20 protein-coding genes are annotated in these 18062 nt (G+C 75.9%); 11 read left to right on the top strand and 9 right to left on the bottom strand.

The window, feature by feature from the left end; translation table 11 throughout:
* Positions 1-20: 20 nt before the first annotated feature.
* Positions 21-1202, bottom strand: coding sequence for an acetoin utilization protein AcuC (locus tag PGN05_RS06390; protein ID WP_419751695.1), 1182 nt, complete (start codon positions 1200-1202; stop codon positions 21-23).
* A gap of 197 nt (positions 1203-1399) precedes the next feature.
* Between PGN05_RS06390 and PGN05_RS06385 the strand changes: the two genes are divergently transcribed.
* Both PGN05_RS06385 and PGN05_RS06380 read left to right on the top strand, forming a co-directional pair.
* Entirely contained in the window at positions 1400-2107 is a 708-nt protein-coding gene (locus PGN05_RS06385; protein WP_419751694.1) for a metal-dependent transcriptional regulator, read from the top strand.
* 82 nt (positions 2108-2189) lie between these two features.
* Positions 2190-4271: a S9 family peptidase gene (locus PGN05_RS06380; RefSeq protein WP_419751693.1), complete on the top strand. Its 2082-nt coding sequence runs from the start codon at positions 2190-2192 to the stop codon at positions 4269-4271.
* Between the two features lie 85 nt (positions 4272-4356).
* Here PGN05_RS06380 and PGN05_RS06375 read toward each other — a convergent pair whose 3' ends face one another.
* The 4 genes from PGN05_RS06375 to PGN05_RS06360 form a co-directional block, all read right to left on the bottom strand.
* Positions 4357-5034: a hypothetical protein gene (locus PGN05_RS06375; RefSeq protein WP_419751692.1), complete on the bottom strand. Its 678-nt coding sequence runs from the start codon at positions 5032-5034 to the stop codon at positions 4357-4359.
* 181 nt (positions 5035-5215) lie between these two features.
* Positions 5216-6196 (bottom strand): ABC transporter substrate-binding protein, encoded by a 981-nt coding sequence (locus PGN05_RS06370; RefSeq protein WP_419751691.1) that lies wholly within the window; start codon positions 6194-6196, stop codon positions 5216-5218.
* Positions 6197-6316: 120 nt separating this feature from the next.
* Positions 6317-7468, bottom strand: coding sequence for a DUF4192 domain-containing protein (locus tag PGN05_RS06365; RefSeq protein WP_419751690.1), 1152 nt, complete (start codon positions 7466-7468; stop codon positions 6317-6319).
* Positions 7469-7562: 94 nt separating this feature from the next.
* A complete protein-coding gene (locus tag PGN05_RS06360; protein ID WP_419751689.1) occupies positions 7563-8228 on the bottom strand; it encodes a hypothetical protein in 666 nt (221 codons plus the stop codon).
* A 224-nt stretch (positions 8229-8452) separates the two neighbouring features.
* Here PGN05_RS06360 and PGN05_RS06355 point away from each other — a divergent pair, with 224 nt between their 5' ends.
* The 5 genes from PGN05_RS06355 (at position 8453) to PGN05_RS06335 (ending at position 13438) form a co-directional block, all read left to right on the top strand.
* Positions 8453-9703 carry a glycosyltransferase family 4 protein gene (locus tag PGN05_RS06355; protein WP_419751688.1) on the top strand — a complete coding sequence of 417 codons (1251 nt, stop codon included), beginning with the start codon at positions 8453-8455 and terminating at the stop codon, positions 9701-9703.
* A 79-nt stretch (positions 9704-9782) separates the two neighbouring features.
* Complete coding sequence (locus tag PGN05_RS06350) at positions 9783-10553, top strand: class I SAM-dependent methyltransferase (RefSeq protein WP_419751687.1); 771 nt, start codon at positions 9783-9785, stop codon at positions 10551-10553.
* Between the two features lie 19 nt (positions 10554-10572).
* Positions 10573-11637, top strand: a complete 1065-nt coding sequence (locus tag PGN05_RS06345) for a prenyltransferase (RefSeq protein ID WP_419751686.1) — start codon at positions 10573-10575, stop codon at positions 11635-11637.
* Entirely contained in the window at positions 11634-12506 is an 873-nt protein-coding gene (locus PGN05_RS06340) for a glycosyltransferase family 2 protein (protein ID WP_419751685.1), read from the top strand. Before PGN05_RS06345 ends, PGN05_RS06340 begins: the two co-directional genes overlap by 4 nt.
* Positions 12503-13438 (top strand): glycosyltransferase family 2 protein, encoded by a 936-nt coding sequence (locus tag PGN05_RS06335; RefSeq protein ID WP_419751684.1) that lies wholly within the window; start codon positions 12503-12505, stop codon positions 13436-13438. Before PGN05_RS06340 ends, PGN05_RS06335 begins: the two co-directional genes overlap by 4 nt.
* A gap of 73 nt (positions 13439-13511) precedes the next feature.
* On the opposite strand, the gene PGN05_RS06330 is transcribed toward PGN05_RS06335, so the two are convergent.
* The 4 genes from PGN05_RS06330 to PGN05_RS06315 form a co-directional block, all read right to left on the bottom strand.
* A complete protein-coding gene (locus PGN05_RS06330) occupies positions 13512-13841 on the bottom strand; it encodes a TraR/DksA family transcriptional regulator (RefSeq protein ID WP_419751683.1) in 330 nt (109 codons plus the stop codon).
* The gene (locus PGN05_RS06325) at positions 13831-14436 is read right to left on the bottom strand and encodes a class I SAM-dependent methyltransferase (protein WP_419751682.1); all 606 of its coding nucleotides are present in this window, start codon (positions 14434-14436) and stop codon (positions 13831-13833) included. Before PGN05_RS06325 ends, PGN05_RS06330 begins: the two co-directional genes overlap by 11 nt.
* A 116-nt stretch (positions 14437-14552) precedes the next feature.
* Complete coding sequence (locus tag PGN05_RS06320; protein ID WP_419751681.1) at positions 14553-15839, bottom strand: YibE/F family protein; 1287 nt, start codon at positions 15837-15839, stop codon at positions 14553-14555.
* 62 nt (positions 15840-15901) lie between these two features.
* The gene (locus tag PGN05_RS06315; RefSeq protein WP_419751680.1) at positions 15902-16285 is read right to left on the bottom strand and encodes an STAS domain-containing protein; all 384 of its coding nucleotides are present in this window, start codon (positions 16283-16285) and stop codon (positions 15902-15904) included.
* Between the two features lie 195 nt (positions 16286-16480).
* Between PGN05_RS06315 and PGN05_RS06310 the strand changes: the two genes are divergently transcribed.
* From PGN05_RS06310 to PGN05_RS06295, 4 genes are all read left to right on the top strand, one after another.
* Entirely contained in the window at positions 16481-16975 is a 495-nt protein-coding gene (locus PGN05_RS06310) for an Hsp20/alpha crystallin family protein (protein WP_419751679.1), read from the top strand.
* 74 nt (positions 16976-17049) lie between these two features.
* On the top strand, positions 17050-17424 hold the full coding sequence (locus tag PGN05_RS06305) for a helix-turn-helix domain-containing protein (protein ID WP_419751678.1): 375 nt from the start codon (positions 17050-17052) through the stop codon (positions 17422-17424).
* Positions 17425-17548: 124 nt separating this feature from the next.
* Positions 17549-17818 carry a metal-sensitive transcriptional regulator gene (locus PGN05_RS06300; RefSeq protein ID WP_419751742.1) on the top strand — a complete coding sequence of 90 codons (270 nt, stop codon included), beginning with the start codon at positions 17549-17551 and terminating at the stop codon, positions 17816-17818.
* A 25-nt stretch (positions 17819-17843) separates the two neighbouring features.
* Positions 17844-18053: a heavy-metal-associated domain-containing protein gene (locus PGN05_RS06295; RefSeq protein WP_419751677.1), complete on the top strand. Its 210-nt coding sequence runs from the start codon at positions 17844-17846 to the stop codon at positions 18051-18053.
* Positions 18054-18062: the final 9 nt, after the last annotated feature.

Below are 18062 nucleotides of genomic sequence, written 5' to 3'. Positions count from 1 at the left end.
GGGAGGAGGGGGGTCCTTGATCAGTCACGGGGGTCGTCCGGGTCGAGGCCGAAGTCGGGGAACACCGCCGACCGCGTGCGGGCGATCGCGCGGTCGACCCGGGACTCGGTGAACGGGTCCCAGCGCGAGAAGCCCGTGTAGCCGCCCTCGGTCATGTGCGTCGGCGGCCGGGCCCGTAGCCCGCGCCGGACGACGTCCTCGCGCCAGGACTCCGGGATCTCGGTGGCCGGGTCCAGCCGGTCCCCGCTGGCCTCGGCGATGAGGTGGGTCCACGCGCGGGGCACGCAGCGCACCAGCCCGTAGCCGCCGCCGCCGAGGGCGATCCACCGCCCCTCGCACACCTCGTGGGCCAGGTCGTGCAGGGCCCGGTAGCTGGTCCGCTGACCGTCGACGGTGAGCGCCAGGTCGGCGAGCGGGTCCTCGTGGTGGGCGTCGCAGCCGCACTGGGTGACCAGGATCTCCGGCTGGAACGCCCGGATCACGCTGGGGACGACGGCGTGGAAGGCCCGCAGCCAACCCTGGTCGTCGGTGCCGTTGGGCAGGGCGAGGTTGACCGCGCTGCCGAGGGCCGTCTCCGGGTTGCCGGTCTCCTCCGGGTAGCCCGTGCCGGGGAACAGCGTGAGCGGCGTCTGGTGGACGCTGACGGTCAGCACCCGCGGGTCGTCGTAGAAGGCGGCCTGGACGCCGTCGCCGTGGTGGACGTCGACGTCGACGTAGGCGATGCGCTGGTGGCCCTGGGCGAGCAGCCAGGCGATGGCGACGGCCGCGTCGTTGAAGACGCAGAACCCCGAGGCGCGGTCGCGCATGGCGTGGTGCAGGCCGCCGGAGATGTTGACCGCGTGCTGCGCGGTGCCGGCGTGCACCTGCTGGGCGGCGAGCACGCTGCCCCCGGTGATCAGGGCCGCGGCCTCGTACATGCCCTCGAACACCGGGTTGTCCGCGGTGTTCAGCCCGAACCCGACGGACGGGTCGGCCGGGGCCCGCCTCACCGCGTCGAGGTAGGCCGGGTCGTGCACCAGGGTCAGCAGGTCGGCGTCGGCCGGGGTCGGCCGCAGCACCCGCAGCCGGTCGGCCGCCAGCACCCCGAGGGAGTCGGCCAGCCGCATGGTGAGGTCCAGCCGCACCGGGTGCAGCGGGTGGTCCCCGCCCATCGTGTAGCCGAGCAGCGCGTCGTCCCAGACGACCGCGACCGAGTCGCTCACCGGCTCTCCTCCCTGTCCCGCGGGCGGGTGTGTTCCCGGCCGGTGACGCGGGACGGCCCCGTCCGCGACCCGGCGGCCGCTGCCCGGCGCCGACGCTACCGCCGCCGGCGGCTCCCCGTGTCCCGCGCCGGGACGCTCGCGCACCCCGGCGCACGAGCGCTCCCCCCGTACCATCGAGGCCGACACGGAGGAGACCTGTGAACGACCTCATCGACACCACCGAGATGTACCTCCGGACGATCTTCGAGCTGGAGGAGGAGGGGATCGTCCCCCTCCGCGCCCGCATCGCCGAGCGGCTGCACCAGAGCGGCCCGACGGTGAGCCAGACGGTCGCCCGGATGGAGCGCGACGGACTGCTGACGGTCGAGGGGGACCGGCACCTGCAGCTGTCCGACCAGGGGCGGCAGCTGGCCACGGCGGTGATGCGCAAGCACCGGCTGGCCGAGTGCCTGCTCGTCGACGTCATCGGGCTGGACTACGCCGACGTCCACGAGGAGGCGTGCCGCTGGGAGCACGTCATGAGCGAGGCCGTCGAGCGCAAGCTGCTCACCCTGCTGGGCAACCCGAGCGTCTCGCCGTTCGGCAACCCGATCCCCGGGCTGGACGCGCTGGGCGGGGAGACCTCCGCCGTCCTGGACTCGCTGACCCTGCTCTCCACCACCGCCACCCCCGAGGGGCGCCGGGTGGAGGTCAAGCGGATCAGCGAGCAGCTGCAGGAGGACGCCGAGCTGATGCGCACCCTCGCCGAGCAGGGCCTGCGGCCCGGCGCGACCGCGGTGGCGCAGCTGGTCGCCGGCTCGGTCAGCCTGGACGGCGAGGTGCTGCCGGCGGGCGTGGCCCAGCACGTGTTCGTCAGCGCCCTCGACGAGCACCTCACCCCGGTCGAGGCGGCCCCCCGCCTCTGAGCGAGGACCCGCCGCCAGGTCGCGGCGGTCCCCTGTCCGGGGGCCGCCGCGTCCCGGTGGGGCGGTCGCTACGGTGACGCGGGTGAGCGAGCCGACCGACGAGTCCCCGTCGACCCCCGAGCCGACATCGCCGTTCGCCGACCTGGCCGCCTTCGTCGCCCTGCCCCGCGTGGCGGGGCTGGCCCTGTCGGCCGACGGCACCCGCCTGGCGGTCTGCGTGCAGACGCTGGACCCCGAGCGGACCGCGTGGCAGTCGGCCCTGTGGGAGGTCGACCCGGCGGGACGGCGCCCGGCCCGGCGGCTGACCCGCAGCGCGCCCGGCGAGTCGGCGCCGGTCTGGGCGCCCGACGGGTCGCTGCTGTTCACCTCGGCCCGCCCCGATCCCGGCGCCAAGTCCGACGGGGAGGACCCGAAGCCGGCCCTCTGGGCCCTGCCAGCCGAGGGTGGCGAGGCCCGGCCGGTGCTCACCCACCCGGGCGGGGTCGGCCGGGTGGCCGTGGCCGCCGACACCGGTGACGTGGTGGTGGTCGCCGCGGCCATGTCCGGTGCGACCGACGTCGAGGCCGACGCCGCGCGGCGCAAGGAGCGCAAGGAGGCCGGGGTCAGCGCGATCCTCCACGAGGCCTATCCGGTGCGGTACTGGGACTCCGACCTCGGGCCCGGAGCGCCGCACCTGTTCTGGGCCGGCCGGCTGCCCGCCGAGCCGGCCGCCGGGGCCGCGCCCGAACCGGTCGCGCTGCGCGACCTGACGCCGGACGCCGTTCCGCCGACCGGCTCCGGCGACGACATCGCCCTCGCCCCCGACGGCGGGCTGCTCGCGCGCGCCGAGACCGTGCCCGACGGTCCCGCCGGGCGGCGGGACCGCCTGGTCCTGCTCGACACCGCCACCGGCGCGGCCCGCGTCGTCGTCGACGACCCGCTCGCCGACATCCACTCGCCCCGCTTCTCGCCCGACGGCGGCTCGCTGGTCTGCGTCCGCGAGGCCATGTCGACCTACGCCGAGCCGCCGGACTACACGCTGCTGCTCGTCGACGTGGCCACCGGCGCGGCCCACGACCTCACGCCGGACTTCGACCGGTGGCCCAGCGCGCCGCAGTTCAGCGCCGACGGGAGCGCGGTCTACTTCCTCGCCGACGACGAGGGCCGGCACGCGCTGTTCCGCGTCCCGGTGGACGGCGGCCCGCCCGTCCGGCTCACCTCCGACGGCGCCTACAGCGACCTGCAGGTGGCCCGCGACGGGAGCGCCCTCTACGCGCTGCGCTCGGCCTACGACGAGCCGCCCGCGCCGGTGCGCCTGGACCCGGAGGCGACCGGCCAGCACCCGGAGCCGCTGCCCCACCCCGGCACCCTCCCGGCGGGGCTCCCGGGAACGCTGCGCGAGGTGCAGGCGACCGCGGCCGACGGCAGCCGGGTGCAGTCCTGGCTGGTCCTGCCCGAGGGGGCCTCGGCCGACTGCCCGGCTCCGCTGCTGCTGTGGATCCACGGCGGGCCGCTGATGAGCTGGAACTCCTGGTCGTGGCGCTGGTGCCCGTGGGTGATGGCCGCCCGTGGCTACGCCGTCCTGCTGCCCAACCCCGCGCTGTCGCAGGGGTTCGGCCTGGACTTCGTCCGGCGCGGCTGGGGCGAGTGGGGCGAGGCGCCCTACACCGACCTCATGGCCGCGGTCGACGCCGCCGAGCAGCTCCCGGAGGTCGACGAGACCCGGACCGCCGCGATGGGCGGGTCCTTCGGCGGGTACATGGCCAACTGGGTGGCCACCCAGACCGACCGCTTCCGGGCGATCGTCACACACGCCAGCCTGTGGGACCTCGACTCCTTCACCGGCACCACCGACGCGGCGTACTACTGGGAGAAGGAGTGGGGCGACCCGCTCCAGCAGCCCAAGCGGTACGAGCAGAACTCACCGCACCGTTTCGCCGACGCGATCCGGACGCCGATGCTGGTCATCCACGGCGACCGCGACTACCGGGTGCCGATCGGCGAGGCGCTGCGGCTCTGGTACGACCTGCAGAAGCGCGGCGTGCCGTCGCGGTTCCTCTACTTCCCGGACGAGAACCACTGGGTGCTGACCCCGGGGAACGCCCAGGTCTGGTACTCGACGGTGCTGGCCTTCCTCGCCGAGCACGTCCTCGGCGAGGAGTGGCAGCGGCCCGAGCTGCTCTGAGTCGACCAGGACATCGCCTCGCATCGCCGTCAGGAACGGCATCGCTCGTGGAGCCGGTCCCGCGGGCACAGGGCCGGGCTGCGGCTCACGTCGACCGCTCCACCTCCGCTGCTTCCGCCGCCTCGCGCGGCCCCGGCAGTCCGCCGCCGGCTGCCGGAGGCGAGTACAGGAGGGGCTGCCGCAGGTCGATGAAGTCGAACGGCTCCGGGCTGAGGGCCGTCAGCTCCTCCATGACCGCCTGCACCTCCGGCGGAGCCTCCTTGCGCTCGCCCTCGCGGGCCTCGGCCTCGGAGCGGAAGTAGATGACCTGGGCCCACCGGTCCGGCTCGTAGTTGATCATCAGGCTGCCGAGGATGTCGGGGCGGAAGTCCGCCATGTCCTCGGTGGACAGCCGGGCGACGAGCTCCTTGGCCCGTTCCCGGTCGGTCACCCGGCCCTGCATCACCTGGACGAACCCGGCCCGGTCCGGATCTCCGGTCAGGTCCACGTCGACGTCCTCGGTGTCGGCGAAGGTCACCTCGCCGTCGAAGAGCCGCTGCGTCTCCTCCCACCACCGGGCCTGCTCCGGCCGCTCCGAGTTGCGGGCCGCGGCCTCGGCCGACTCGAAGCGGGCCACGGCGACGAACCGGCCGTCGTCGGCGACCCCGGTCGTGCTGCCCAGCCAGCCGATCGAGCCGGGCTGCACCTCCTCCATCCACCTGTCCAGCGCCGTCCGCAGCGCCTCGGCGTTCGACGTCCTGCCCTGGATGAGCTGAGCGAACATGGCGAGCCTCCCGCCGCCGTCGTCGGCCCCCGTGGGGAGGCCGACGCTAGGCCCGTGCAGCGGTCGGGGGAACCGGTCCGGCGCGGTCCGTGCGGCACCCGACGGCACGTCGCGACGGTCAGGCGCCGGGGTCACCCGCGGAGTTCAGGGACCAGGACGGCGGGACGGCGGGGACCGCGGGTCAGTCCTCGCTGGCGAGCACGTCCTCCACGCGGACGTCGCCCTCGATGATCCCGTCCTGCTCGCCGAGCTCGAGCAGGCGCGCGACCGAGTCGCGGTTGATCGCGGGCTGGAAGTCGGGGAGCGTCAGCTGGGCGGCCACCGCCGGGGGGATGCTCGTGTACTCGCCGAGGACCTCCCGGACCGCGTCGGGGTTGGCCTGCGCGTACGCATGCGCCGCCCGCATCGCATCGGCGAAGCGCCGGACCACGTCGGGGTTCTCCGCCGCGTACTGGTCGCTGGTGAAGTAGCCGGCCACGGTGAGGTCCGGGTGGACCTCGGAGTAGGGGGCCGAGACGGCCCGCAGGCCCTGCGCGAGTCCCACGGAGGTGAACGGCTCGACCAGGAAGGCGGCGTCGACCTGGCCGGTGGACACCGCCGCGGCCATGTCCGGGAAGGGGATCTCGACGAAGTCGATCGTGGCGGGGTCCCCACCCGCCAGCCGCACGCTCTCCCGGACCACCGTGTCGCTGATGTTGTTGATCGAGTTGATCGCGACCCGGCGGCCGGCCAGGTCCGCCGCCGTCTGCACCGGCCCGCCGTCCAGCACCTCGATGTAGGCGTAGTCGGCCTGCACGTCCCCCGTCGGACCGGCTCCGGGCGCCACCAGCCCCAGCGGCACGCCGCGGGCCTCCGCCTGGAGGAGGCTGGTGACGTTGGAGAACCCGAACTGCGCCTCGCCGTTCACCACGGCCGGGACGATGGCCGCCCCGCCCTGGGCCAGGAACGCCTCGACCTCGAGTCCGTGCTCGGTGAAGATGCCCTGCTGCTGGGCCAGGTAGACCGGGGCGACGTCGACGAGCGGGATGACCCCCAGCCGGACCGCCGTGACCTCGGCCGAGGTGGCCGCTGCCCCGGCGCTGGTGTCGGTCGACCCGGCGACGCCACAGCCCGCCACCAGGGTCGTGCCGGCGACGACAAGGGTCACGAGCGAACGGCGCACGGGTTCCTCCGCGGGTCGACGGGACCGATCCGGTGGATCCCGTTGCCGCGGGGACGCTAGGGAGGCCGCGGTCGGCCGACAACGCTCCGCGCACGCTTCCCCCCGATCGTGTCGCCGCACTCACCCGGGGGGTGGGCGCCGCGTCGGGGCGGCCGCGTCCCGCCCCACACAGTGGTCGGGCTCGGCGCCTCCGGCCCAGACCTCGTCCGGCTCCTCGGCCGCCGTCGTGATCAGTGCCCGCAGCTCGGCCGGCGGGAGGCAGGCGGCCAGCCCCTGCATCAGCAGCCGGGCGAAGGAGTAGGAGGGCCGGTCGGCCAGCGCCCGCTCCAGCGCGACGTTGGCCATGGCACCGTCCCCGCGCAGCCACGCACTGACCGCGAGCAGGGTCGCCGGGGCGGCGCCGAGCGGGGCGGGCGCCCGCCGGGTGCACTCGGTCCAGAGCGTCTCGGCCGCGGCGGCGTCGTCGCCCAGGGCGAGGGTGAGCGCGCGGTCGCGGACCCGGACGTCGGCCAGCGCCCACAGCACCCGGGCGACGTCCCGGTCGCCCAGGCGGCCGGACTCCGCGGCACCCGGCCGGCAGCGGCGCAGCGCCCGGACGACGGCGTTCCAGGAGCGTCGGGCCTCGGCGTCCGGGTCGGCCCGGCGCGCCCGCCCGTGCCGGGCGCCGACCCGCTCCACCGCGGCCGCCATCGCCGCCCGCGCCGGCCCCTCCACCGGCGCGATGCGCCGCTCGAGCGCCGCGCGGTCCGGAGCCACCACCATGCCGGCGGCCACCGAGGCGACCGCCAACTCGGTCACCCCCTCGGGCAGCGGGGTGCCCTCGTCCGGGGCGCAGCACGGGCCCGGGCAGTCGTAGGACCACCACCTCCCCCGCCGGACCAGCAGCGTCTCCCGGACCGGGATGCCGTACCCGGCGAGCGCGACCACCAGGTCGTGCACGACCGCGCGGTGCGGCAGCGTCGTCCCGCCCGCGTCGGCCGGGGGACAGGCCGGGGCGTCCCGCTCGTCGCCGATCTCCGAGACCACGGCCACCACGGCGCCGTCCGGCTCGTCGGTGGCCAGGCTGCGGGCCAGCAACGCGGCGACCGCGGGAGCGTGCGCACGCTCGGGCAGGTCGGCGCGGACGGTCAGCCCGAGCCGGCCGCCACTCGGGCCACCGAGGCCGACCACCAGGACCGACTCGTGGGGGTGGAAGCCGATGAGGTGCGGCAGCGCGGCCGCGATGTCGCCGCTGCTGGAGAGGGACACGGCGGGGCGCGTGGCGTCGTCCATGCGCCGACCCTCGCCGCGGACGGCGCCGCGGAGACCTGGCCCCGGCGATCTGTGGACCGGGGCCCGGCCTGTGGAGGGGCCGGGCCGGGCTGTCTCAGCCCAGTGCGTCCGCCTGCACCTGGTGCGCCTCGGCCAGCCGGTCGGCGAACGCACCCTCGTCCAGCGCCACGCCCTGCGGCGCCGCGGTGGCCAGCGCGAGCACGCGGTCGCCGTCCTGGACGAGCGCGGCGAGGACCGGCACGGAGACCTGCCGGCCGTCGGGCAGCGTGGCGTCGACCGTCGCGGACACCTCGACCGCCGCGTCGCCGAGGTCCGGCTCCCGCACGTCGCCGACGGTGAGGGTCGCCGCGCCGCGCTCCGGGACGCTGACCGACGCCCGCTCGCAGCCCGGCAGGGACCCGGCCACCGTGGCGACCGCGCCCTCGGCGGCGGCCCCGGAGACCAGGCCCTGCACGGTGACCCGGTCGCCCTCGAGGACCGCCTGCCCGGCGGCGTCGTCGACCCCCTCCGCGGCCGCGGCCTGCAGCGCGGCCAGCAGGTCCGCGCACCCACCCGGGTCGAGCTGGGCGCCGGCCGGGACCCCGCCCTCGGGCAGCCCGCCCATGGGCAGCCCCGACGAGTGCAGCAGCTCCTCGGTGAGCGGCAGGACGGTCGCGCCGGGCGCGAACGCCGAGGCCGGCAGCAGCCCGTCGGCGAGGTCCGTCGCACCCGACGTCGCGGCGGCCGGGGAGACACCCGACTCCGCCGACGCGGCGTCCACCGGGCCGGCGTCCTGCCCGCAACCGGCGAGGACGCTCCCGGCGAGCAGTCCGGTCGCCAGGACAGCGAGGCGACAGGAACGACGGGCCACCTGCAGGGTCCCGCCGCGAGCTCGCGAGTAGCGGGGGGCAGGGAGGTCCTCTCTCATACCAGCGACGGTAGCGCGCACCGCGGCTCCGCCGACCGGAACCAGCGGGGATCGGTCGGCCGTTAGAGTCGCCGACCATGGGACGGTCGTTGCGCATCGCACTGCTGTCCTACCGGAGCAAGCCGCACAGCGGCGGCCAGGGCGTCTACGTCCGCGCGCTGTCCCGGGAGCTGACCGCCCTCGGCCACGACGTGCAGGTCCTCAGCGGTCAGCCCTATCCCGAGCTGGACGACGGCGTGCCGCTGACCCGGGTGCCGAGCCTGGACCTCTACCGGGAGCCCGACCCGTTCCGCACCCCGCGGCCGTCGGAGTTCCGCGACTGGGTCGACGTGGCCGAGTGGGCCGCGATGTGCACCGCGGGCTTCCCCGAGCCCGCCACGTTCAGCCTGCGGGCCGCGCGCCTGCTGCTCCCCCGCGCCGCGGAGTTCGACGTCGTCCACGACAACCAGAGCCTGGGCTGGGGGCTGCTGCGGCTGGTCCGGGCCGGCATCCCGACCGTCGCCACCGTGCACCACCCGGTCGCCATCGACCGCGACCTGGAGCTCGCCGCCGCGCCGTCCCTGCGCCGCCGGACGACGCTGCGCCGCTGGTACGGCTTCACCCGCATGCAGGCGCGGGTCGCTCCGCGCCTCGACGGGGTCACCACGGTCTCCGAGAGCTCCCGGCGCGACATCGAGACCCACCTGGGGGTGCCCGCCGCGGCGACCGACGTCATCCCGGTGGGCATCGACCCCGACGTCTTCACCCCGCCGCCGGGCGGCCGCCCCCGCGACCGCGCCTCGATCGTCGTCGTCACCAGCGCGGACGTGCCGCTCAAGGGCCTGGTCCACCTGCTCGAGGCGGTCGCCAAGCTGCGCACCGAGCGCCCGGTGCGGCTGACGGTCGTCGGCACGGCGCGCCCGGGCGGCCCGGCGCAGGCGGCACTGGACCGGCTGGCCCTCGGCGACGCCGTCCGGTTCACCGGGCCGTTGCCGGAGGCCGACCTGGTGCGGCTGCTCCAGGACGCGGCGGTGGTCGCCATCCCCTCGCTCTACGAGGGCTTCTCGCTGCCGGCGGTCGAGGCGATGGCCTGCGGCACCGCGCTGGTCACCACCGACGCCGGGGCGTTGCCGGAGGTCGTGGGCAGCAAGGCGGGCCTGCGGGTCCGCGCGGGGGACGTCGGCGAGCTCACCGCCGCGCTGGCGCTGGTGCTGGACTCGCCGTCCCTCGGGGAGCAGCTCGGCCGCGCCGGGCGCCGCCGCGTGCTGGCCTCCTACACCTGGCGGTCCACCGCCGAGCGGACGGCGGAGTGGTACGCCGAGGTGCTGGACCGGAAGGGAACCGCGTGAGGGCGACGGGCGAGGGAGCATCGCAGGGAGCGCCGGCGACCGAGGAGCGGATCGAGTCCGGAGTCGAACCGAGGTCATCGTGCTGACCGTCGACTACGACCTGCTCGACCTGCGGCCGGGCATGACCGTGCTCGACCTCGGCTGCGGCGAGGGGCGGCACGCCTTCGAGGCGCTGCGCCGGGGCGCGCGGGTCGTCGCTCTCGACCACGGGGTGTCCGAGGTGGAGACGACCCGCCGGTGGCTCACCGCCATCGCCGAGGCGGGTGAGGCGCCGGCCGGCGGCGTCGCCGAGGTGGTGCGCGGGGACCTGCTGGCGCTGCCGGTGCCCGACGCCAGCGTGGACCGGGTGATCGCCTCCGAGGTGCTCGAGCACATCCCGGACGACGCGACCGCGCTCGCCGAGATCGCGCGCGTGCTCAAACCCGGCGGCCGGGTGGCGGTGACCGTGCCCCGCTACGGGCCCGAACGGGTCTGCTGGGCGCTGTCGGACGCCTACCACGCCAACGAGGGCGGGCACGTGCGCATCTACCGGGGGGACGTGCTGCGCACCCGGCTCGCCGCCGCCGGCCTCCAGCCGGGACGGCAGCACCACGCGCACGCGCTGCACGCGCCGTACTGGTGGCTCAAGTGCGCCGTCGGCGTCGACCGCGACGCCGCGCCGGTCCGGGCCTACCACCGGCTGCTGGTGTGGGACCTGATGGCGCGGCCCTGGCTCACCCGCACCGCCGAGCGGGTGCTCGACCCGGTGCTGGGCAAGAGCCTGGTCGTCTACGCCGACAAGCCCGCCGTGCCCGGGCGGGCGGTGGCACGCACCCGGCCGGTGGATCGTCGGGAGAAGACCGCTGTCTGAGCTGCCGGAGCTGGCCGGGGTGCTCAGCGCGGCCCAGGTGCGGACGACGGTGGCCGCGATCGCCGCGGAGCAGGACGCCGACGGCGCGCTGCCCTGGTTCCGCGGCGGGCAGCTGGACCCGTGGGACTCCGTCGAGGCGGCGATGGCCCTCGACGTCGGCGGGGCGCACGACCGCGCCGGGGCGGCCTACCGCTGGCTGGCCGCGCGGCAGCGGGCGGACGGGTCCTGGGCCGGCGAGTACCGGGCCGGCGCCGAGACCGCTCCCGGCGCGGAGAGCAACCACGCCGGCTACCTGGCCGTCGGGCTGTGGCACCGCTGGCTGCGCACCGGCGACGAGGAGTTGGTGACCGAGCTGTGGCCGGTCGTGCGCCGCGGTCTGGACCTGGTCACCCGCATGCAGCTGCCCGGCGGCGCGGTGAGCTGGGCGCTGCGCCCGGACGGCCGCCCGGACGACACCGCGCTGCTGACCGGCAACGCCAGCCTCTTCCAGGCGCTGCGCTGCGGAGTCGCCCTGGCCGGGCTCACCGGCGAGCCGCAGCCGGACTGGGAGCTCGCCGTCACCGACCTCGGCGCCGCCCTGCGCGACCGCCCGGGCGCCTTCGCCGACCGCTCGCGCTACTCGATGGACTGGTACTACCCGGTGCTCGGCGGCGCGCTGACCGGCGCCGCGGCCCGAGCGCGGCTGGCCGCCGGCTGGGACCGGTTCGTCGTCCCGGGGCTGGGCGCCCGCTGCGTGGCCGACCGCCCCTGGGTCACCGGCGCCGAGACCTGCGAGCTGGCCCTCGCGCTGGCCGCCGCCGGCCAGCCGGAGGCCGCGCTGGAGCAGCTCGCCGCCATGCAGCACCTGCGGCACGACGACGGCTCCTACTGGACCGGGTACGTGTTCGCCGACGACGCCCGCTGGCCGGTCGAGCGGACGACGTGGACCGCGGCCGCCGTGGTGCTGGCCGCGGACGCCCTCTCCGGAGCCACCTCCGCCGCCGGGCTGTTCACCGACCCGGGCGCGCTGCCGCCGGTGGGAACGGCCGGTTCCCCGGACCCGGCCGATTGGGTGCCGGGGACTGCGGGCACGCTGCCCCCGTGACCTCGACAGACACCGCAGCCCGCACCGGCCCTCCCGTCACCGTGGTGGTGGCCAGCCGCAACCGCCGGGAGGACCTGCTCGCCTCACTGCCGCGGCACGAGGCCCCGGTGGTGCTGGTCGACAACGGCTCGACCGACGGCACGGTGGACGCCGTCCGGGCCGCCCACCCCGCGGTGACGGTGCTGCCGCTGCGGCACAATCTCGGCGCCCGTGCCCGCACGCTGGGCGCCGAGCACTCCGGGAGCGAGTTCGTCGCGTTCGCCGACGACGACTCGTGGTGGGCGCCGGGCGACCTGGCCCGAGCGGTCGAGATCATGCGGGCGCACCCGCGGCTGGCGCTGCTCAACGCGCGCATCCTGGTCGGCCCGGAGCAGCGGCTGGACCCGGTCTGCGCCGAGATGGCCGACAGCCCGCTGGGCACCGCGCCCGACCTGCCCGGCCCGTCGCTGCTGGGGTTCGTCGCCTGCGCGGCACTGGTGCGCACCGAGGCGTTCGCGGCCGTGGGCGGCTTCGACGCCGTCGTCCGGTTCCCGGGCGAGGAGGAGCGGGTGGCCCTCGACCTCGCGGGCGCCGGCTGGGGCCTGGCCTACGTCGACGAGGTCACCATCCACCACCACCCCTCCACGCGGCGGGACGCGCCGGCCCGGCGGCAGGCCTCGATCTGGCGCAGCCGGCTGCTCACCGCGCTGATGCGGCACCCCCTCGCGGCGCTGCCCGGGCTGCTCGGCCGCGCCGTCCGCGCCGGACGGCCGGGCCTCCGGGGGCTGCTGCGCGCGCTGCCCGACGTCCCCGCGGCGCTGCGGTCCCGCCGCCGGGTGCCCGACCGGATCTGGACCGACGTGCGCCGCCTGACCGGGGACGCGGCGTGACGGCCACCCAGCCGGCGCCGTCGGTCACCGAGGCGGGCCGGGACGCGCGGGTGGCCGTCGTCGTCATCACCCACCAGCGGCGCGACGAGGTGCTGCTCGCCCTCTCCCGGCTGCGCGCGCTGCCCGAGCAGCCGCACGTCGTCGTCGTCGACAACGGCTCGACCGACGGGACGGCGGCGGCGATCGCCGAGCGTTTCCCGGAGGTGGAGCTGGTCGCCAGCCCGGAGAACCTGGGCGCGATCGGCCGCAACGTCGGGGTGGCCCGGGTGGACACGCCCTACGTGGCCTTCTGCGACGACGACACGTGGTGGGACCCGGGATCGCTGCGGACGGCGGCCGACGTGCTGGACGCCCATCCCCGGCTCGCCGTCGTCACCGCGCGGATCCTCGTCGAGCCGGGCGGCCGCGAGGACCCGATCGTGCCCGAGCTGCGCGACTCCCCCGTGCGCGGAGCGGACTGGCTGCCCGGCCCTGCGCTGGGCTCCTTCCTGGCCGGCGCCTCGGTGCTGCGGCGGGAGGCGTTCACCGAGGTCGGCGGCTTCTCCGAGCGGCTGTGGCTCGGCGGCGAGGAGGAGCTCATGGCCGGCGACCTGGCCACCGCGGGCTGGGAGCTGTGTTACCTGCCGGAGCTCACCGTGCACCACCAGGCCAGCACCGCCCGGGATCCGCACAAGCGGCGCCGCGACGGCATCCGCAACACGCTGTGGACGACGTGGCTGCGCCGGCCCCTGCGCCCGGCGCTGCGCCGCACCGGGCACCTGCTGCGCACCGTCCCCCGCGACCGGCTGAGCGTGCTCGGCGTGCTGGACGCGCTGCGCGGCGCCCCGTGGGTGCTGCGGGAGCGGCGCGTGCTGCCCCCGCACGCCGAGGCCCGCTTCGCCGCGCTGGAGCACGCCCAGCGGACCTCCACCGCCCGCCGCTACGTCAGCTGAAGAGCGAGGCATAGGAAGCAATCCCCACGGCGCGGGCGCCCACGAGCGGGGTATTGCTTCCTGTACCCAGCGCTCACACCGCGCAGGTGATGCAGGTGCGGGCGGCCGGGCGGGCGGCCAGCCGGTCGGGCGCGATCGGCCGGCCGCAGGACTCGCAGACGCCGTAGTCCCCTGCCGCCCGGCGCTCGAGCGCGTCGTCGACGTCGGCCAGCCGGCGCCGGGCCGCGGCCAGCAGCGCCACCACCTGCTGGCGCTCGAAGGCGATCGTCGCGCCCTCGGGGTCGTGCTCGTCGTCGGCGTTGGACGACCGGGACGCCGCCACGACCGCGTCGAACTCGGCGGTCAGCGCCGCGATCTGGGCGAGGACGGCGGTCCGCTCCGCCGTCAGGGGGTCAGCGTCCACGGCGGAGCAGGCGCAGCGACCCGGTGCCCGGCAGCTCGGTGAACTCCCCCGACTCCACCACCCGCCGGTAGACGCCGTAGGGCGCCTGCCCGCCGTCGGCGGGGTCCGGGAAGACGTCGTGGATGGCGAGCGTGCCGCCGGGCGCCAGCTTGGCCACCCAGGCGTCCTGGTCCCGGCGGGCGGACTCCTCGGTGTGGCTGCCGTCGAGGAACAGCAGCGCCAGCGGCGTCGACCACAGCGGCGCGAGGGTCTCCGAGCGGGCCACCACGGCGATGACGACGTCCTCCGCGCCGGCGTCGGCGATGGTGCGGCGGAAGCGGGGCAGGGTGTCCAGCAGCCCGACGGCCGGGTCCACCAGCGACGGGTCGTGGTACTCCCAGCCGGGCTGGTGCTCCTCGGAGCCGCGGTGGTGGTCCACGGTGACCACGGAGCGGCCCGTCTCGCGGGCGGCAGCGGCCAGGTAGAGCGCCGACTTCCCCATCCAGCTGCCCACCTCCAGCAGCGGGCCGGGCACGGCGACGGCACGGGCGGCCTCGTAGAGCGCCGTCCCCTCGTCGTCGGGCATGAAGCCGGGTGCGGCCCGGGCGGCGGTCAACAAGTGAAGGCCCCCCTCCCCGTCGGCCCTCTGCAGGGGCCCGCCGCGAGCGTGCGAGCGGTGGGGGGCAGGGGATCCTTCCTGGGGCCGATCCTCGCTCACCGGGCCAGTCTGGCTCACCGGGCCAGCCGAGCGCGCAGCGACGTCATCCGCCGGTCGGCCGCAGCCCCGGCGTTCGTGTCCGCGGCCTTGGCGAAGAACGCGCCGGCCGCCGTCGTCACGGGGACGGCGAGGACGAGCGCGATGGCGCCGACCAGGGTGCGGATGACCTCCTCGGCCAGGGCGGAGCTGGTGAGGACCACGTCCCACGGCTGCGCGTAGACCTCGAAGAGCATGAGCAGCGGCAGCGCGGCCCCGGCGTAGGCGAAGACGATCGTGTAGACGGTCGAGGCGATGTGGTCGCGGCCGACGGCCATGCCCCGGGTGTAGAGCTCGCGCCAGGTCATGTCCGGGTCGACCTCGTGCAGCTGCCAGATCGCCGAGGCCTGGGTGATCGTGACGTCGTTGAGCACGCCGAGCCCGGCGACGACGACGCCGGCCAGGACCAGGCCGGAGAAGTCCAGGGTCGGGTCGAACGTCTGGAGCTGGACGGTCTCCTCGCTGGTGAGCCCGGTCAGCCGGGCCGTGGCGACCGACACCGCCCCGAGCACGGCGACCAGCGCGAGGCCGAACAGCGTGCCGACCAGCGCCGTCGTCGTCCGGGCGGAGAACCCGTGGGCCAGGTACAGGACGACGAACATGATGGCCGCCGACCCCACCAGGCTGGTGAGCGTCGGCGACCGGTCGGACAGCAGGCCGGGCAGGACGAACTGCAGCAGCACGAAGAAGGCGAACGCCAGCCCGACGAGCGAGGCCAGCCCCCGCAGGCGCGCGACCAGCCCGACGACGATCGCGAAGGCGATCGCGAGCACGACCATCGGGGTGCCGCGCGCGTAGTCGAAGAACCCGTACTGCGCCACGCCGTCGGCGCCTGCGTCCCGGGTGAGGACGAAGACGTCGCCCTCCTCGACCCCCGCGGCGTAGACCTCGGCCAACAGCTCGAGCTGCTGGAACTCCCCCGCGCCCGGCCCGTCGAGGACCTCCACGACGACGGTGGCGCAGGTCAGCTGCTGGGCGGGCCGGCCCGGGTCGCCGGGCGTCGAGCAGTCGAAGGGCTCCACCGACACCACGCGGGCGTCGGGGTAGGTGGTGCCGGGCGGCAGTACCAGCGCGGCGGCCTCCTCGGCCCGGGTCGGCTCCCCCGACGGCCACAGCACGACCAGGCCGACGACCGTGGCCAGGCCGACGGGCACCAGCAGCAGGAGCATGAGGCGCACCGCGCGGCGCCGGCGGGCGAGGACCTCCGGACTCGGCGGCGGCGCGTCCGGGTCGGGACCGTGGCTGTGGGGGTGGCTCGGCGGCACCCGGCCAGGCTAGGAGTTGCGGAGCCGCCCCTCGACGGGCCACCCCGACGCCGCACGGTCGGTCAGGCGTCGTCCTCGATGCCGAAGCGCAGCCAGAGCCCGCTGAGCTGCAGCGGCCGGGCCACCGCCGGCGGCGGGTCGACCAGCACCACGTCGACGCCGCGGGGCTGCCCCAGCTTCAGCAGCTGCACGAGGACCGCCATGCCCGCGGAGTTCAGGTAGGTCACCGCGCGGGCGTCCAGGCGCACCCGGCGCAGGGCGCTCCCGGCGAGCAGCAGGTCGGTCATGGTGCGGACCAGCGGCCGTCGCGCACTCTCTGTCAGCTCTCCCCGGACGGTCACCGTGGCGACGTCGCCGTCCAGGGTGGTGTCGACCTCCGGCTCCCCCTCGGTGCGGTGCGGCTGGCCCTGTTCCCCCGTCACCTCGGGGGCTGTCGTCTCGTCCACGGGAGACCACTGCCCCGTACGGCCGCAGCTCACTCGCGTCACCGCGGGCGGACGCCGACGAACCCGCCGTCGCAGGAACAAAGTCGCGTGATGGATGTTTACACCGGTGCAGCCTTGAGGTAATCTCTAGTTGCCACTAGAGGTTCTACCTCGGGCAGCGAACACCACCAGCAGCACACCGGAGGTTGCACAGAGATGATGCTGACCGCCTACGACCCGTTCGCCGCCACGTCCGCCGCCTTCCGTGCGCTGGACCAGCTGGCCGGCCGCGGCAACTCCCTGACCGCCCGACCGCTGTCGGGGATGCCGATGGACGCCTACCGGGTCGGCGACAACTTCGTCGCCCACTTCGACCTGCCCGGCGTCGACCCCGGCTCGATCGACCTGTCGGTCGAGGGCACCACGCTGACCGTGACCGCCGAGCGCTCGGTCCCGCAGCTGGAGAACGCGGAGTGGGCCATCGCCGAGCGGCCCTACGGCAGCTACACCCGCCAGCTGGTCCTGGGGCGCAGCCTCGACACCGACCGGCTCGAGGCGAGCTACCACGACGGCGTGCTCACCGTGAGCATCCCAGTCGCCGAGAAGGCGCGGTCGCGCAAGATCACCGTGACCCGGACCGACACGCCGACCGCCGTCGAGGGCCGGACCATCGAGGGCGAGTCCGCGGGGGCCAAGGCAGTCGAGAGCTGATCGGCACGCCCCTCGCGGGAGGCCGGGTCCACACGGGCCCGGCCTCCCGTGCTCTGCAGGGACAGGAGGACGCCTTGGCCGACCTCACCGGCGGCGGCGATGCGCTGCGCCGGCTCGACGACCCGGACTTCCCGGCGCTGACCATGAGCCAGGCCGCCGACCTCCTGGGCGTCCAGGCGGCGTTCCTCCGCAGCCTCGACACCTCCGGCGTCCTCCAGCCGCACCGCTCCCCCGGCGGACACCGCCGCTACTCGCGGCACCAGCTCGTCCTGGCCGCGCGGCTGCGCGGCCTGCTCGACGACGGACACACCCTCGCCTCGGCCGAGGTCATCCTCGGCCTGCAGGACGAGCTCGCCGACGCCCGGGCCGACACCCGGCGGCTGCAGGCGACCGTCGACCGGCTGCGGGACGGCAGCGAGCGCGACGGCACCCGCGACGCCGGAGGGTGACCGGACGCACGGTGCGCACGCAGCGCCACTAAACCCTGGGGGGGTATGGTTCCTGGTGACAGCTCGGCGAGCCGCCAGGAGGAACGACGTGGACACCGCCCACCACCCGGGCCCGCACGGGTACATCCACCGCAAGGACGACTACCTCAAGCGCCTGCGGCGCATCGAGGGGCAGGCGCGCGGCCTGCAGCGGATGGTCGAGGACGAGAAGTACTGCATCGACATCCTCACCCAGGTCTCGGCGATGACGAAGGCGCTGCAGTCGGTCGCACTGGGCCTGCTCGAGGAGCACATGTCGCACTGCGTCGTCCAGGCTGCCCAGGCCGGTGGCCGCGAGGCCGACGAGAAGGTCCGCGAGGCCTCGGAGGCGATCGCCCGCCTCGTCCGCTCCTGACCCCGCACCCGAGAGGAACACCCCCATGAGCACCGCCACCTACACCGTCGTCGGCATGACCTGCGGCCACTGCGTCTCCGCGGTGACCGAGGAGGTCTCCGCGATCCCCGGCGTGACCGGGGTCGACGTCGACCTGGCCACCGGCGGCCTGACCGTCACCGGCACCGACCCGGTCGACGGGGGCGCCGTGCGTGCCGCGGTCGAGGAGGCCGGCTACCAGGTGGCCGGCGGCTGACCGTGCCCG

Source organism: Geodermatophilus sp. CPCC 206100, assembly GCF_048569675.1.
Taxonomy (GTDB): domain Bacteria; phylum Actinomycetota; class Actinomycetes; order Mycobacteriales; family Geodermatophilaceae; genus Geodermatophilus.
The sequence above is the reverse complement of the archived record's forward strand: the minus strand, read 5'-3'. Positions and strand labels throughout refer to the sequence as shown.

Coding starts and splice junctions, on each gene's coding strand:
- PGN05_RS06295 (WP_419751677.1), top strand. CDS start 17,844: ATGAGCACCGCCACCTACACCGTCGTCGGCATGACCTGCGGCCACTGC.
- PGN05_RS06355 (WP_419751688.1), top strand. CDS start 8,453: ATGGGACGGTCGTTGCGCATCGCACTGCTGTCCTACCGGAGCAAGCCG.
- PGN05_RS06310 (WP_419751679.1), top strand. CDS start 16,481: ATGATGCTGACCGCCTACGACCCGTTCGCCGCCACGTCCGCCGCCTTC.
- PGN05_RS06365 (WP_419751690.1), bottom strand. CDS start 7,468: ATGGACGACGCCACGCGCCCCGCCGTGTCCCTCTCCAGCAGCGGCGAC.
- PGN05_RS06375 (WP_419751692.1), bottom strand. CDS start 5,034: ATGTTCGCTCAGCTCATCCAGGGCAGGACGTCGAACGCCGAGGCGCTG.